The sequence below is a fragment of the Paraburkholderia sp. genome, assembly GCF_026225065.1.
In the GTDB taxonomy this organism is placed as follows: Bacteria; Pseudomonadota; Gammaproteobacteria; order Burkholderiales; family Burkholderiaceae; genus Paraburkholderia.
In genome coordinates this window covers 1-12551 of the sequence record NZ_JAMFSB010000021.1, presented here as the reverse complement: position 1 = coordinate 12551, position 12551 = coordinate 1, and the positions used below count along the sequence as shown (strand labels likewise).

The window sequence follows — 12551 nt, the reverse complement described above, 5'->3', positions numbered from 1 at the left end:
GCGCGTTGCCCGCACCCGACACGATGTTCAACCCAACATTGCCGCTTACATGCGACAACGCGCCTGCTCCGAGCGTTGCGCTGCTGTTTCCGTTGACCGACGCGGTAGCGTGCGCATCCTGCAACGTGTTGACATCAGCGGACGGCGAACTGACCAGCGCGATCTGATTGGCCTGCGCATTCAGCGCGCCCGCTGCGATATTGACGCCGACATTGCCGGTTGCCCCGCGGAGCACGTCGGCGCCAACGGATACGGTCGCCGTCGATAGTGTGGCCGTGCCGGTTGTTTGCTGGACGGTCGAAAGCTTCGTGCCGCCGAATAGCGTGGCGGCGTCCGGATCGGTCGAGGCCAGCGCGTTCACCAACGCAGGCGAAGCGCCGATGCCAAGGGACACCAACAAGGTGACGACGGAGCGAAGTTTCATGTGTGTCTCCCAGACGAGTTCTGATGAAGCTCGTGGCTGTTATATCGGCCGACTGGGGGCAAAAGTTGAGTAGGGATTGTGCGGAGGCAATCGCCGCCCTGCGTTCCGATTGTCACGTTTGCGTGAATAGTGATTTCGTAACTTAGGTATTTACCCTAGGTCGCTAGCTTCTTAGACTGTATTGACCTGCTGCACACAAACCGATGTGTGGCGCTGTGAAAAACAATCTTTGGAGGTAGTGATCATGAAATCGCTCATTAAAGCTGTGGCCGTCGCTGTTGTTCTCGCCGCTCCTGTTGTTTCGTTTGCACAGACCAGTCAGCCTGTTACCCGGGCTCAGGTTCGCGCTGAACTGGTGCAACTCGAAAAGGCGGGCTACAACCCGGCCCGCAGCGGCAGAGACCCGTATTACCCAGCGGACATCCAGGCAGCGGAAGCGCGTGTAGCTGCTGAAAATGGTTCTACTAGCGGTGTTGGTGGCGCGGTGGACGGGTCGTCGGAATCGGGCGCCGCTGTAGCTTCGGCATTTGCTGGCCCGCGTTCGGTTTACTCTGGTCATTAACCAGTCTGGTCGGCGAGCCGTCGGCAACTTATCCGGTTGCTAACGTCGCCTACTGAGCGCGTAGTATCCTCTGCGCGTCCTCACGTTTTTGAATGGCTCACGATCCTACAGTGGTAGTGGGCCATTTGCCGTATGAGGCCAGAAAACAAAAAATCCCGTCCTGCTGAATAAGCATGAGCGAGATTTTATCGTGGTGTCCTGGCGGAGGCGGTGAGATTCGAACTCACGGAAGGATCACTCCTTCGCCGGTTTTCAAGACCGGTGCCTTAAACCGCTCGGCCACACCTCCAAGCCCGAAATTGTAACCCGAAATCTCCCCGCCACGGCAACTTCGCGCGCAGTCAACGCGGGTTTATCACTGCGGATCTTTCAGAAACAGCGCCTGCAAATCGTTCAAAAACGCTTGCCCAAGCGGCGTCGGCGCAATCTTCTCGTGGTCGCGCACAATCAGGCCGCGTTGTTCCGCTTCCTGCAACGCCGGCTCAATCGATGTCATCGACAAGCCCGTGCGCTCGATAAACCGATGCACCGGAAATCCCTCCATCAGCCGCAACGCATTCAACATGAATTCGAACGGCAGATCGCGTGGTCCGACTTCATGCTCCTCATGCACCGGAGCACCCGCCTTCGCCTGCTCAATGAACGTTGTCGGATGCTTGTAGCGCATCTGCCGCAGGACGCGATTCGGAAACGACAGCTTCGTATGCGCCCCGGCGCCGATTCCCAGGTAGTCGCCAAAACGCCAATAGTTGAGGTTGTGCTTGCTCTGCCGATGTGGCTGCGCATACGCCGACACCTCATAGTGCCCATAGCCTGCCGCGGAAGTGCGCTCGTGAATCCAGTCCTGCATGTCGGCAGACGCATCGTCATCCGGCAGCGGTGGCGGAAATTTCGCAAACAGCGTGTTCGGTTCGAGCGTCAGGTGATACAGCGACAAATGCGGCGGCGCAAACGACAACGCGGTTTCAATATCCGCCTGACACTCCGCGAGCGTCTGCTGCGGCAACGCGAACATCAGGTCGAGATTGAAGTTATCGAACGTCGTGGCGGCGACTTCCACCGCATGGCGCGCCTGCGCCGAATCGTGAATACGGCCGAGCGCTTTCAGATGCGCTTCGTTGAAACTCTGGATACCTACCGATAACCGGTTCACGCCACTTGCGCGAAACTGCGCGAACTTGTCCGCTTCGAAGGTGCCGGGGTTGGCTTCGAGGGTGACCTCGGCGTCGGCATCGAGCGGCAGCAGCGCGCGCACGTCCGACAGCAGCCGGTCGAGCCCCGCGGCTGACAGCAGGCTAGGCGTGCCACCACCAATAAACACCGTATGCACCTGGCGCCCCCATACGAGCGGCAAGGCCAGTTCGAGATCGGTGCGTAGCGCGTCGAGATACTCGTTCTCGGGGAACGCCTCGCCCTTCCACTCGTGCGAGTTGAAATCGCAGTACGGGCACTTGCGCACGCACCATGGGAAGTGCACATACAGCGCCAACGGCGGCAGCGACGTTAGACGGATACTGCCCGGCTGCGTGAACGCCTGGATTACCCCGGCGCCACCCTGGCCGGCGACCTTGATGGGAATCACGCTTCCTCCGTCAGGCGCGCGAGCAATTTCCGCAAGGCGATCGCGCGATGGCTGCTGGCGTTCTTCACCGCCGGATCGAGCTCGGCGGCAGTCGCGTTCAGTTCGGGCAGGAAGAAGTACGGGTCGTAGCCGAAACCGTGTGCGCCGCGGGGCACGTCGATGATCTCGCCTGGCCAGCGGCCTTCGGCAATCAGCGGTTCGGGGTCTTCAGCGTGGCGCACGAGCGCAAGCACGCAGAAGTAGTAAGCGCGACGGTCGGCGTGGCCCTGCAGTTGTTCGACTAGGCGTGCATTGTTCGCGGCGTCGCTCTTCGGGCCGCCGGCGAGTTGCGCGTAGCGTGCCGAATAGACACCCGGCGCGCCGCGCAGCGCGCGCACGCACAGTCCGGAATCGTCAGCTAGCGCCGGCAAACCGGTGATCTTCGCCGCATGACGCGCCTTCGTCAGCGCGTTCTCGACGAAGGTCGGATACGGCTCTTCCGCTTCAGGCACGTTGAGCGCGCCTTGCGGGATCAGTTCGATGCCGGCGGCGTCCAGCAACGCTGCAAACTCGCGCAGCTTGCCTGCGTTGTTCGAGGCCAGCACCACTTTGCCGAGCGACGCGGTCATCCCGTTCACCGCTTCGGACGCTGACGGAGCCGCGCCGTCGGCGCTTTGACGATCATTCACCCTTCAACCCCAGCGCTTCTTTCTGCTTCGCCACCAGCGTGCTGATGCCGTCGCGCGCGAGGTCGAGCAGCGAGTTCATTTCGTTGCGCGAGAACGGCGCGCCTTCAGCCGTCCCCTGGATCTCGACGAAACCGCCTGCGCCGGTCATCACGACATTCATGTCGGTGTCGCACTTCGAGTCTTCGTCGTAGTCGAGATCGAGCACCGGCAGGCCGTTGTACACGCCCACCGAAATCGCCGCCACGAAGTCCGTGATCGGCGAGCTTTCGATGCGGCCGCTGGCAAGCAGCTTCGTCACCGCATCGTGCGCGGCCACAAAGGCGCCGGTGATGCTCGCCGTGCGCGTGCCGCCGTCTGCCTGGATCACGTCGCAATCGAGATTCATGGTGCGTTGACCGAGTTTCTCGAGATCGAACACCGAACGCAAGGCGCGGCCGATCAACCGCTGGATTTCCTGGGTGCGGCCGGTCTGCTTGCCGCGTGCGGCTTCGCGGTCGTTGCGGGTGTTGGTGGCGCGCGGCAGCATGCCGTATTCGGCCGTCAGCCACCCTTGGCCGCGATCGCGCAGGAACCCGGGAACGCTCTCCGCAACGCTCGCCGTGCAGATCACCTTGGTGTCGCCGAATTCGACCAGCACCGAGCCCTCCGCATGCTTCGTATAGTGGCGCGTGATGCGCACATCGCGCAGCTGATCGGCGAGGCGGCCGCTGGGGCGGCCTTTGGGGAATGCGGTGGTGTCGTTCATCGTTCGGGGTCTGGGCGGAGATAAGGCGGGGAGGGAAACGTCGATTTTACCGCTGATCGCGCGGGGCGGCTCCTTGTGTGCCCGGCGGCGTGCCGTGGAGAGGCCCGATCCGCATATGGCGGAGCGTTTCGCCAAAGATGGGATAATGCCGTTTCCACGCCCCGCGTCTCGTACACGCCGGGCGATTCGACTCTTCCGGCCATCCCGTCAGCGGCATGGCCACATCGCGAGACAAATGATGATCTACAGCATGACTGGCTATGCGAGCGCCACGCGCGAACTCGCGGCGACCACGGGCAACGGTGGCGTGAGCGTATCGGTCGAACTGCGCACGGTGAACTCGCGTTTTCTCGACCTGAACTTCCGGATGCCCGAAGACGTGCGCGTCTGCGAGCCGGTCTTGCGCGAAATGCTGATGAACAAGCTTTCGCGCGGCAAGGTGGATATTCGTATCAATCTGCAGCGTAGCGAACAGTCGGCCAACGCCGGCGCGATCAATCATGACGCTCTGAGCCAGCTTGCGCTGCTGGAACGCGCGGTCGTCAACGCGTTTCCGGAAGCCGGCCGGCTGCGGACCGGCGAAATCCTGCGCTGGCCGGGTGTGCTCACCGAAAGCGGCGTCGCCGGCGAAACGCTGCGCGATGCGGTGCTTGGGTGCGGCAAGCAGGCGATTACGGATCTGATCGACGTGCGCGGCCGCGAAGGCGCCCAACTGGGCACGATGCTGCTCGGCAACGTCACGGAGATGGAAGCGATCGTCGCGAGGATCACGCCGCTCGTGCCGGAGCTGATTACCAAGCATCAGCAGAAGATTGTCGAACGGTTGCAGGAAGCCTTGGGCATTGCCGCCCCGGACACGGTGTCGACCAGCATCTCGCGCGAAGAAATCGCCGAGCGTATCCGTCAGGAAGTGACGATGTACGGCATCCGCATCGACATCACGGAAGAGCTGTCGCGCCTGACTGCGCATCTGAACGAAACGCGTCACGTGATCGAGAAGGGCGGCAAGGTCGGCAAGCGCCTCGACTTCATGATGCAGGAGCTCAACCGCGAAGCGAACACACTTGGCTCGAAGGCCGCCGCGAAGGAACTGGCGGATTCGTCGATGACCTTGAAGCTGCTCATCGAACAGATGCGCGAGCAGGTACAGAATCTGGAGTAATTTTCGAGCCACTTTCGGAAAACGATTGCAATGACCGACCACACAAGCGAAAACAGCGCACCGCGCAACCCGTATGCCGGCGCCTACCCCGGCAACCTGTTCATGGTGGTTGCGCCCTCGGGCGCGGGCAAGTCGACGCTCGTCAATGCGCTGCTAGCGCGCGACGAGGCGATCCGCCTGTCCATCTCCTACACGACGCGCCCGCCGCGTCCGAAGGAGAAGGATGGCGAGCATTACCATTTCACGACGGTCGACGATTTTCTCAAGCGTCACGCAACGGGCGAGTTTCTCGAAAGCGCAGAGGTGCATGGCAACTACTATGCAACCTCGCGTCTGTGGATCGAAGAACAGATGAAAAGCGGCCACGACGTGCTGCTCGAAATCGACTGGCAGGGCGCGCAACAGGTGAAAAAGCAGTTTCGCAATGCTGTCGAAATTTTCATTCTGCCGCCCTCGCTCGAAGCGCTGGAAGATCGTTTGAAAAAGCGCGGCCAGGATGAGCCAAACGTAATTACGCGGCGGCTGTTGGCCGCCGGTAGCGAGATCGCGCACTCGGCTGAAGCCGAGTTCGTGGTGATCAACGAGAACTTCGACCGTGCGCTGGCGGAGTTGCAATGTCTCGTAGCTTCAACGCGCTTGCGCTTCGCCTCGCAATACGCACGCCACACGGACCTTTTTGTGCAACTCGGCATCCACCTCCCGCACGCGTGACGGCGGCGAGGTGCCGAGCACATAAGGTAGAATAAGCAACATACTGAGAAGGAATCCAACATGGCCCGCATTACCGTCGAAGACTGTCTGAAAATGATCCCGAATCGCTTCGAACTGGCACTTGCCGCAACTTATCGCGCACGGCAGCTCGCTCAAGGCCACACGCCGAAGATCGAAAGCCGCGACAAGCCCACCGTCGTCGCGTTGCGTGAGATTGCGGCTGGCCAGGTCGGCGTCGAAATGCTGAAGAAGGTACCGGTCTAAGGTACGTCTCATCCGTTTTCGATTGCCATGTAATTCACACACGCGTGTAGACCGGCGTCAAACCTGAACCTGATACGGAGGCGAACATGAGCACTACCCCCTCGCCCCCTGTCACCGAAGTGGAGAACGAAGTCCACGAGGGCGACTCACCGGCCTCGGCACGCAAGTACATCGACGCGGTCCTCGAACAGTCGTTTCGCCATCTGTTCGGGCCGACCGCCACGCCGGAGCAGCCGCGCCGGCATGACGTCGTTTCGATCGCCAAGCTGACCGCTACCCTCTCCGGCTATCTGACGCCGGAAGAGATCAAGGACGTCAAGGCGGCGTTCCATTTCAGCGACGAAGCCCACCTCGGGCAGTATCGCCAGAGCGGCGAGCCCTACATCACGCACCCGGTTGCTGTCGCGGAGATCTGCGCCAGCTGGAAGCTCGACGCCCAGTCGATCATGGCGGCGCTCCTGCACGACGTGATGGAAGACCAGGGTGTGACCAAGGCCGAACTCGCCGAGCGTTTCGGCGCCAAGGTCGCGGAACTGGTCGACGGCTTGTCGAAGCTCGACAAAATGGAGTTTCGCAATCGCGAGGAAGCGCAGGCGGAGAATTTCCGCAAGATGCTGCTCGCGATGGCGCGCGACGTGCGCGTGATTCTGGTCAAGCTGGCCGACCGGCTGCACAACATGCGCACCCTCGGTGCGGTGCCTCCGGAAAAGCGCCGCCGCGTGGCGCGCGAAACGCTGGATATCTACGCGCCGATCGCTCACCGGCTCGGCCTGAACAATACCTATCGCGAGCTGCAGGACCTGAGCTTCGCGAACTTCAACCCGCACCGCTACGCCACCCTCGAAAAGGCCGTCAAGGCGGCGCGCGGCAACCGGCGGGAAGTCGTCGGCAAGATTCTGGAGTCGGTGCAGCGCGCCATTGCGGACGCGAAGCTCGACGCCGAAGTTACCGGCCGCGAAAAGACCATCTTCAGCATCTACAAGAAGATGCGCGACAAGCAGTTGTCGTTCTCGCAAGTGCTGGACGTGTACGGTTTTCGCGTGGTGGTCGAGAGCGCGCTGGAGTGCTACACCTGCATCGGCGCGCTGCATGCGCTCTACAAGCCGGTGCCGGGCAAGTTCAAGGACTACATCGCTATTCCGAAGGTGAACGGCTACCAGTCGCTGCATACCACGCTGGTGGGCCCGTTCGGCGCGCCGATCGAGTTCCAGGTGCGCACCCGCAAGATGCACGAGATCGCTGAAGCGGGCGTCGCCGCGCACTGGCTGTACAAGAACGGCGGCGCCGACCTGAACGACGTGCAAAAGCGCGCGCATCAGTGGCTCAAGTCGCTGCTCGATATCCAGAGCGAGGCGGGCGATTCGAGCGAATTCCTCGAACATGTGAAGATCGATCTGTTCCCGGATGCAGTCTACGTGTTTACGCCGAAGTCGCGGATCATGGCGCTGCCGCGCGGCGCGACCGCTCTCGACTTTGCGTATTCGATCCACAGCGACCTGGGCAACCAGTGCGTCGCGGTGAAGATCAACAATGAACTGCTGCCGCTGCGTACCGAGCTGAAAAGTGGCGATATCGTCGAAGTGATCACGGCCCCGTATTCGAAGCCGAATCCGGCATGGCTCGGGTTTGTGCGTAGCGGCAAGGCGCGCTCGGCTATCCGTCACTATCTGAAGACGATGCGCCTGAACGAGTCGGTGCAACTGGGCGAGCGGCTGGTCGATCAGGCGTTGAAGGGCTACGACCTCGCACTTTCCGAGGTCACACCGGAAGCTTGGGAAAAGCTCGTGCAGTGGACCGGCAACAAGAGTCGCCAGGAAATTTTCGCGGATATCGGCCTCGGCCGGCGCGTGGCAGCGGTCATGGCCAAGCGCATCGAGGTGCTGATGAGCGGGCGCGACGCCGACGACGACAGCTCGCGCTCCGACGGTCATACATCCCATGCGCCGCCGGTGGTGATCACGGGTACCGAGGGTATGTCAGTGCAGCTTTCGGCCTGCTGCCGGCCGATTCCGGGCGACGACATCATGGGTTATATCGGCATCGGTCTCGGCATGGCGATCCACACCACGGATTGCCGCGTGGCCCAACGTATCCACAAGCGCGATCCGGGCCGCTGGATCGACGTGGCATGGGCGCCGCAGCCGGGCCGTCTGTTCGACGTGGCGGTGAAGGTGCTAGTCAAGAACACCAAGGGCGTGTTTGCCCGCGTGGCGGCGGATATCACCTCCGCTGACGCCAACATCGTCCATATTGCGATGGACGAAGACCTGTCGCAGGAATCCACGGTCTTGCGTTTCGTGATCCAGGTAAGCGACCGGGTGCATCTTGCCAACGTCATGCGCCGGGTTCGCACGAACCCGGACGTCATGCGCATCGCACGCGAACGGCCTAGCGAGGAAGGGCATCACCGTCACGACGGTGGGATGCGAATCGATCGCGAACGGGCCGATTATTGACGGCTGCTCACGCTCCAATTCTGCAATGCTAGTCTGAACACTCAGGCGAGATTCGGGTCTCACTTTGTTCTTGAGGGGAGCGCGCAATGAACGTAGCTGACCTGAGCGGCATGGACCTCGACTATTGGGTCGCCCGCAGCCTGCACGACTTCGTGCGTGAAATTCACTTTACCGATGGCGGACAGACCGTCTCTATTCGTGGCGAGGATCGCGGACGTCCGTGGGATGGACGGTTCACACCCTCGACGTCATGGGAGGCGGCTGCGGTGGTACTGGAGCGGACACAGCGGCTCGAGGTGCGGGAGCACGTGAATCGCCAGCAGGCGCATTGCGTCGCGGACTTCGAAGGCGGCCACAGGACGGCAGAGGCGCGGGGCGATTCGCTGCGCGTGGCGGTGCTGCGGGCGTTTGTGATCAGCCGGTTCGGCGATGCCGTGGACGACGTTCTGCAGCAGTCGCAAGCGCTCGCCGGCCTCAAGGCCGAACTGATCGGCGAGGTGACGGCGGGGATGTCGCCTGAAGATATTCCGATGCCCGATGGGCAGATCGGGGATATTCAATCGGCGCCGCGGTGAAAACGCGAGCTGGGCTGGACGTGGGAGATTGCCGCGGCCGTGCATGATCGACCTTAAGGGGCGATTCGATGCGTGGTTCTCAGCGGCATGATGGACGCGGTGCATTTCAGCGCCACAAACCGCCGATGCAAAACAAAGGGCCTTCCGTATGGAAGGCCCTTCATGAGTGGTGCGGCTGGCAGGATTCGAACCCACGACCCCTTGGTTCGTAGCCAAGTACTCTATCCAACTGAGCTACAGCCGCACGGCAAACCGGGTACAACGAAAAACCGGGTGAAACAAAAGGGCCTCCCCGGAGGGAGGCCCTCGAAATAAGTGGTGCGGCTGGCAGGATTCGAACCCACGACCCCTTGGTTCGTAGCCAAGTACTCTATCCAACTGAGCTACAGCCGCACGCAGAAACGGGATTATAGCAAAGGTATCAAAAAAGGGAAGCGTGAAACGGCGATTTGTCTGGTTGCCCTGATCGTGTAACCTTGATGGGCAGGGTTTGCTGCAGTCTATGGAAGATCATGAACAAGGCCTTTGTTAAAGAATCGAGCGAAGAGAGTGATGACGATCTCGACGCCGGGCAACCCGCGATCCCCGCCGGTGCGAAAAACTACATTACCCCCGCCGGTTACCGGCGGCTCCGGGATGAATTGCTGCATTTGATCGACGAGGAGCGTCCGGAGGTTGTGAAGCTGGTGTCGTGGGCCGCCTCAAATGGCGACCGTTCCGAAAACGGCGATTACATCTATGGGAAGCGGCGTTTGCGCGAAATCGACCGGCGCATCCGGTTTCTGACCAAACGTCTCGATCTGGCGGAGATTGTGGATAGCAGCAAGCAGGAAAACATCGATCAGGTGTTTTTCGGTGCGACCGTCGACTATGCGACCGAGGACGGCGAGGTGCACACGGTGACGATCGTCGGTGTCGACGAGGTCGATCTGGACCACGGGCGGGTGAGCTGGATTTCGCCCGTTGCGCGGGCGCTGGTGAAGGCCAGGATCGGCGATCAGGTTACGTTGCACACCCCCGTTGGCCCCGAGCCGATCGATATCATCGACGTGGCGTATCCGCCGCCGGACGAAGGCGGCTAATCGCCGTGCCGGGCGGTGCGGGCACGCACTGCCATCAGATCACAATTGACAAAAAAAGGCGCCGCAAGCGGCGCCTTTCAGTACTTCTACTACCAGATGCTTTAGAAGCGGGTACGCAGACCTGCCGTCACAGCAACCTGGTTGTTGTTGCCCGAAGCGGTCAGACCGTTGATGTCTGCGTTCAAGCCCGTGCCGTCCTGGCTCACGTGCTGGTATTCGCCTTGCAGGTACACGTCCGTGCGCTTCGACAGGGAATACGAAGTTTGCAGGTTGAACTGGTTCCACTTCGGATTCGCACCGTCGATGCTCGAGCGCGTGTAGGTGTAGCCAGCGGCGAGGCTCAGTGCCGGCGTCAACTGGTAACGACCGTTTGCTTCGAAGTTCTGGAAGTGACCGCTGGTTGCGCCGAGCGGAACAGTTGCCGACGTGCCTGCCGAGCCCGCAGCGATACCTGCGAAGTCGTTCAGGTTGGTTTGCGTGTACACGAAGGCCGCCGTTGCCGGGCCGAATGCGTAGCTGATGCCAGCACCGAACGTACGTTGACGACCTGCGAGCAGCGTGTTGTCGCCGTCGACTGCGCCGCTGGTGTTGGTCAGGCCGCCGAGTGCGGTGACATTGTTGTTCAGTTGCAGGTACGCAGCCGAAACGTTCAAGCCGCCGTAGCTATACGAACCGCCAGCGCTGTAAGCGCGGTTGTTCGAGAACTCGCCTGCTGCGTTCGAGAAGCCATACAGGCCGCCGAACTTGAAGCCACCGTAGTTTGCGCTCTGGAACTTGATCGAGTTGTCAACGCGGAACGAGTTGTCGAGGTTGTCGTTGTCGAACGGGTGAGCCGTGAACGTGCCGCCGTATTGCGTGCCCGTCAGTGCCAACGGTCCGAGATAGTCCACAACGCTGTCATATTGACGGCCGAGGGTCACGGCGCCGAACTGGTCGCTTGCCAGACCAACGAATGCCTGACGGCCGAACAGACGACTATTTTGACGCAGCGTGCCGGTATCGACATTGAAGCCGTTTTCCAACGTGAAGATTGCCTTCAGACCGCCACCGAGGTCTTCAGAACCGCGCAGGCCCCAACGGCTCGTGTTGACTGCGCCATCCGTTGCTTGCCAGTTGGAATGACCATTCTGGTTGTTCGTGTAGGTGATGCCTGCATCGATCAAACCGTACAGCGTGACGCTGCTTTGTGCGTGCGCTGCAGTAGCAAAAACGCCCGTGAGGGCCGCGACCATGAGTGTCTTTTTCATCTTTGTAAACTCCGAGAACAGGATGGGTTTTGGAAACCCAGGCTTCGAGGAAACTTCACGCGTACGCTGCGAGAGGCGAATGGTCTGCGTGAAAGCGCACGCCTGCAACAGGCGCGCTCGTTTCCGGACAGGCAGAGTGTAAGGACGTGGTCGCCCAGCGGACCTTCCGATTTACGCAATAAAGTATTACTTGACGCGCAATTATTGGCGATGTTCGTCAAAGCCTTATTGGAAAAGGCTTTGCGTGAATACAACGGGCGGGGAGAGGGAGTGTCAACAGCCGTGCGTTGTTCAATTGCTACACCAAATGATGCGCGAAAACAACGCGAAAAGAATGAAAATCAAGATTGTTGCGGAGCGAGCAATAGATGATTGTTCATCGCACCGGCAATGTTTGGAATCACCGGTTGTATACTGACTACTCTGCTTTTCGAAGCGGACTTTTTCGTTGACGAAAAAGATCTCCAAACCTTTGTCGGCGCGACTTCCCAGTCGCGCTTTTTTTTGCCTATGTTTTCCTTGAACCGGTCCTAGCGGATATCGGCAGCGAGGACGCCCGGCACAGATTCGAAATCTGCAACCACGCTCCAGTCTTCCATTACGTAGTGGCGGGCATCCATTGGGGAAGACAACAGGTTTTGCCAGTGATCGCCGTGCCACATGGGATCAAAGTCGAAAGCCGAGCCTGCCGGCTGTCTGGTCCTGTCTGCGGGCGCCTTGTGGAGCGAGCGGCTCATCCAGGCGGTAAAGCGGTGGAGTTCGTTCAGTAGCATGACTATCTCCCTATACATACTGCCGATACCATCATGAGGCGGCCGGTTTACTGGAACAACCCGGACAAACACTTACCAAAGACATACTCTGTTACAAATATAGGGAGAAATTCCCTCTTCATTTCGATCGACAGGTTATCAAGTAAAACTGACGTATCGGATGTTCAGTTGTTACTTAATAAGCACGCGTTCATTATGCTCAGTCAGGCGTCGTTTCGTTATTGTTTCAGCTTATAAGCGTTTGATAAAAATTCTCTTGACGGCTGATCTTTCTTCCCCGTATAACGGCAATGCTGAATT

Annotated in this window: 12 protein-coding genes, 3 tRNA genes and 1 pseudogene; 7 read left to right on the top strand and 9 right to left on the bottom strand. The window is 60.2% G+C overall.

Features of this window, described 5'->3' with window-relative positions; genetic code table 11:
* Positions 1–424, bottom strand: a pseudogene (locus M0954_RS01125) (hypothetical protein); the annotation flags it as partial.
* A 244-nt stretch (positions 425–668) separates the two neighbouring features.
* Here M0954_RS01125 and M0954_RS01120 point away from each other — a divergent pair.
* Entirely contained in the window at positions 669–986 is a 318-nt protein-coding gene (locus tag M0954_RS01120) for a DUF4148 domain-containing protein (RefSeq protein ID WP_123385638.1), read from the top strand.
* Positions 987–1185: 199 nt separating this feature from the next.
* On the opposite strand, the gene M0954_RS01115 is transcribed toward M0954_RS01120, so the two are convergent.
* The 4 genes from M0954_RS01115 to rph all read right to left on the bottom strand — a co-directional run bounded on the left by M0954_RS01115 (position 1186) and on the right by rph (position 3981).
* Positions 1186–1275 (bottom strand) — tRNA-Ser (locus tag M0954_RS01115).
* Positions 1276–1341: 66 nt separating this feature from the next.
* Complete coding sequence (gene hemW, locus M0954_RS01110) at positions 1342–2559, bottom strand: radical SAM family heme chaperone HemW (RefSeq protein WP_122155569.1); 1218 nt, start codon at positions 2557–2559, stop codon at positions 1342–1344.
* A 5-nt stretch (positions 2560–2564) separates the two neighbouring features.
* Positions 2565–3236, bottom strand: a complete 672-nt coding sequence (rdgB, locus tag M0954_RS01105; RefSeq protein ID WP_297351171.1) for an RdgB/HAM1 family non-canonical purine NTP pyrophosphatase — start codon at positions 3234–3236, stop codon at positions 2565–2567.
* Positions 3229–3981, bottom strand: a complete 753-nt coding sequence (rph, locus tag M0954_RS01100; RefSeq protein ID WP_122153728.1) for a ribonuclease PH — start codon at positions 3979–3981, stop codon at positions 3229–3231. Before rph ends, rdgB begins: the two co-directional genes overlap by 8 nt.
* 238 nt (positions 3982–4219) lie before the next feature.
* On the opposite strand from rph, the gene M0954_RS01095 reads away from it, so the two are divergent.
* The 5 genes from M0954_RS01095 (at position 4220) to M0954_RS01075 (ending at position 9149) form a co-directional block, all read left to right on the top strand.
* Positions 4220–5143, top strand: coding sequence for a YicC/YloC family endoribonuclease (locus M0954_RS01095; protein ID WP_122155570.1), 924 nt, complete (start codon positions 4220–4222; stop codon positions 5141–5143).
* A gap of 30 nt (positions 5144–5173) precedes the next feature.
* Complete coding sequence (gene gmk / locus M0954_RS01090; RefSeq protein WP_122153729.1) at positions 5174–5854, top strand: guanylate kinase; 681 nt, start codon at positions 5174–5176, stop codon at positions 5852–5854.
* A gap of 60 nt (positions 5855–5914) precedes the next feature.
* The gene (gene rpoZ / locus M0954_RS01085; RefSeq protein ID WP_031359151.1) at positions 5915–6118 is read left to right on the top strand and encodes a DNA-directed RNA polymerase subunit omega; all 204 of its coding nucleotides are present in this window, start codon (positions 5915–5917) and stop codon (positions 6116–6118) included.
* Between the two features lie 86 nt (positions 6119–6204).
* Positions 6205–8574 (top strand): bifunctional (p)ppGpp synthetase/guanosine-3',5'-bis(diphosphate) 3'-pyrophosphohydrolase, encoded by a 2370-nt coding sequence (locus tag M0954_RS01080; protein WP_123385641.1) that lies wholly within the window; start codon positions 6205–6207, stop codon positions 8572–8574.
* Between the two features lie 86 nt (positions 8575–8660).
* Entirely contained in the window at positions 8661–9149 is a 489-nt protein-coding gene (locus M0954_RS01075) for a phage protein NinX family protein (protein WP_123385642.1), read from the top strand.
* A 167-nt stretch (positions 9150–9316) separates the two neighbouring features.
* On the opposite strand, the gene M0954_RS01070 is transcribed toward M0954_RS01075, so the two are convergent.
* Both M0954_RS01070 and M0954_RS01065 read right to left on the bottom strand, forming a co-directional pair.
* A tRNA-Arg gene (locus tag M0954_RS01070) sits at positions 9317–9393 on the bottom strand.
* A gap of 72 nt (positions 9394–9465) precedes the next feature.
* Positions 9466–9542, bottom strand: a tRNA-Arg gene (locus M0954_RS01065).
* Positions 9543–9661: 119 nt separating this feature from the next.
* Here M0954_RS01065 and greB point away from each other — a divergent pair.
* On the top strand, positions 9662–10231 hold the full coding sequence (gene greB, locus M0954_RS01060) for a transcription elongation factor GreB (RefSeq protein ID WP_122153732.1): 570 nt from the start codon (positions 9662–9664) through the stop codon (positions 10229–10231).
* Between the two features lie 101 nt (positions 10232–10332).
* Here the strand turns inward: greB and M0954_RS01055 are convergent, their stop codons facing one another.
* Positions 10333–11478, bottom strand: coding sequence for a porin (locus M0954_RS01055; protein ID WP_122153733.1), 1146 nt, complete (start codon positions 11476–11478; stop codon positions 10333–10335).
* 530 nt (positions 11479–12008) lie between these two features.
* Positions 12009–12251 (bottom strand): hypothetical protein, encoded by a 243-nt coding sequence (locus M0954_RS01050; RefSeq protein WP_297351169.1) that lies wholly within the window; start codon positions 12249–12251, stop codon positions 12009–12011.
* Positions 12252–12551: the final 300 nt, after the last annotated feature.

Coding starts and splice junctions, on each gene's coding strand:
- rph (WP_122153728.1), bottom strand. CDS start 3,981: ATGAACGACACCACCGCATTCCCCAAAGGCCGCCCCAGCGGCCGCCTC.
- rpoZ (WP_031359151.1), top strand. CDS start 5,915: ATGGCCCGCATTACCGTCGAAGACTGTCTGAAAATGATCCCGAATCGC.
- greB (WP_122153732.1), top strand. CDS start 9,662: ATGAACAAGGCCTTTGTTAAAGAATCGAGCGAAGAGAGTGATGACGAT.
- M0954_RS01095 (WP_122155570.1), top strand. CDS start 4,220: ATGATCTACAGCATGACTGGCTATGCGAGCGCCACGCGCGAACTCGCG.
- M0954_RS01120 (WP_123385638.1), top strand. CDS start 669: ATGAAATCGCTCATTAAAGCTGTGGCCGTCGCTGTTGTTCTCGCCGCT.
- M0954_RS01075 (WP_123385642.1), top strand. CDS start 8,661: ATGAACGTAGCTGACCTGAGCGGCATGGACCTCGACTATTGGGTCGCC.
- M0954_RS01050 (WP_297351169.1), bottom strand. CDS start 12,251: ATGCTACTGAACGAACTCCACCGCTTTACCGCCTGGATGAGCCGCTCG.
- gmk (WP_122153729.1), top strand. CDS start 5,174: ATGACCGACCACACAAGCGAAAACAGCGCACCGCGCAACCCGTATGCC.
- M0954_RS01055 (WP_122153733.1), bottom strand. CDS start 11,478: ATGAAAAAGACACTCATGGTCGCGGCCCTCACGGGCGTTTTTGCTACT.
- M0954_RS01080 (WP_123385641.1), top strand. CDS start 6,205: ATGAGCACTACCCCCTCGCCCCCTGTCACCGAAGTGGAGAACGAAGTC.